This is a genomic window from Desulfosarcina sp. (genome assembly GCF_041551955.1).
GTDB lineage: Bacteria > Desulfobacterota > Desulfobacteria > Desulfobacterales > Desulfosarcinaceae > Desulfosarcina.
Genome location: NZ_JBFELV010000611.1, coordinates 1 through 2,003, shown reverse-complemented (window position 1 = coordinate 2,003; position 2,003 = coordinate 1). Strand labels below are relative to the sequence as shown.

At 58.3% G+C, this 2,003-nt stretch carries 2 protein-coding genes; both read left to right on the top strand.

Annotated elements, in window-relative coordinates:
* Positions 1–108 precede the first annotated feature (108 nt).
* Positions 109–1,155, top strand: a complete 1,047-nt coding sequence (gene purM, locus ABYV26_RS24795; protein WP_372684025.1) for a phosphoribosylformylglycinamidine cyclo-ligase — start codon at positions 109–111, stop codon at positions 1,153–1,155.
* A 283-nt stretch (positions 1,156–1,438) separates the two neighbouring features.
* Positions 1,439–2,003 (top strand): tRNA (adenosine(37)-N6)-threonylcarbamoyltransferase complex transferase subunit TsaD (locus ABYV26_RS24790; protein WP_372684024.1); only part of this gene is annotated, 565 nt, incomplete at its 3' end.

Sequence of the window (2,003 nt, the reverse complement as noted above, 5' to 3'; positions counted from 1 at the left end):
GGGACTTTGACCCGCTGGCATCTTCTTATTGGGTTTGACTTTTCAGCGGGTTCAGATTAGTTTTACGGGTATTTTTTAACCAGCCGAATATAAGCCAGGAGTGCTTGAATGAAGAAAAAGCTGACCTACGCCGATGCCGGCGTCGACATCGACAAGGCGGACCACCTCGTCGACACGATAAAGAAAATTGCCAGGAAGACCCGAAGAACCGGTGTCATGGGTGAGATCGGCGGTTTCGGCGGCCTCTTCTCTCTGAATACCGCCAACATGGAAAGCCCCGTGCTGGTGAGTTCCACGGACGGGGTGGGCACCAAGCTGAAGATCGCATTTCTCATGAACCGCCATGACACGGTGGGCATCGACCTGGTGGCCATGTGCGTGAACGACATTGCCGTGCAGGGCGCCAGACCCCTTTTTTTCCTGGACTACCTGGCCACGGGAAAGCTGGAAACCGGGACGGTCACCGACATTATCAAGGGCGTCGGCAAGGGATGCATACAGGCCGATTGCGCCCTCATCGGTGGAGAGACCGCGGAAATGCCCGGCTTTTACCGGGAGAACGAATACGATCTGGCCGGTTTTGCCGTGGGTATCGTGGACAACAGCAAAATCGTCGACGGCTCTGAAATCCGGCCCGGCCATCAGATCATCGGGATCGCCTCGAGCGGGCTACACAGCAACGGTTACTCCCTGGTGCGCAAGATCTGCTTTGACGTGTTGGGGCTGACGGTGGACAGTCACGTTCCCGAACTGGGTAAACCCCTGGGGGAAGAATTGATCACCCCTACGCGGATTTACTCGGAAACCATTCAGTCTCTGGTCCGGGACCTGCCCATCCAGGGACTGGCACACATCACTGGAGGAGGCATCATGGACAACATCGTCCGGGTCATTCCCAAGGCATGCGGAATCGCCATAAAAAAAGGATCCTGGGACATCCCACCCATCTTCCCGTTTTTGCAGGACGCCGGCCATGTGGATGAAAAGGAGATGATGCGCACCTTCAACAATGGGATCGGACTGGTGGCGGTGGTTCCCGAAGAAAACGTCCAGGAGGTACTCAACCGCCTAACCGGCAGCGGTGAAAAAGCCTGGGCCATCGGCGAAGTGACAAAAACCCGCAAGAATGCCCGACCCCGGGTGCAGCTGGTGTAGGAACGGAGGTCGGAGGTCGGAGGTCGGAGGTCGGAGGTCGGAGGTCGGAGGTCGGAGGTCGGAGGTCGGAAAATTAAAATTAGACAGTGACCTAAATCAAGTTCATTCCGAATCAGAGGATAAAAATTTGGATAATTGGTGGAAGAAACTTTCCGCACCATTTAGCCGTCTGCTACGATGGATCGCCGAAGGGCAGAAGCAGCGGCCCATCTGCAAGACCTGAGTGCCTGGCGCACGACGCCCCGGTCCGGGGCCTTCCAGTCAAGAGAAACAGCCTTAACCCATGATTGTACTCGGCATAGAATCATCCTGCGACGAAACAGCCGCCGCGGTGGTAGTTGACGGCCACGACGTACGCTCATCGGTGGTGGCCTCCCAGGTGGCCGTCCACCACCCCTATGGCGGCGTGGTGCCGGAATTGGCTTCCCGGAAGCATATCGAGGCCATCGTTCCGGTCGTCAACGACGCCGTTGCCACGGCAGGCATCACGGCCGACCAAATCGACGGTGTCGCCGTGACCCAGGGGCCCGGGTTGATCGGCTCGCTGCTGGTTGGGTTCTCATTTGCCAAGGGGTTTGCCTACGGGCACAACATCCCATGGATCGGCGTGGACCACCTGGAGGGACACATCCATTCCGTGTTCCTGGAAGCGAACCCGCCCCCCTTCCCCTTCGTGGCGCTGCTGGTTTCCGGGGGCCACACCAGCATCTACCATGTCACCTCCTACCGGAACTTTCACCCGTTGGGGCAAACCCGGGATGACGCGGCCGGCGAGGCCTATGACAAAGTGGCCAAAATGCTGGGGTTGGGCTATCCCGGCGGGGAGGTGATCGATCGACTGGCGGCTC

What these genes read in the sequence shown, in the direction of transcription:
- purM (WP_372684025.1), top strand. Translation starts at nt 109, where the DNA reads ATGAAGAAAAAGCTGACCTACGCCGATGCCGGCGTCGACATCGACAAG.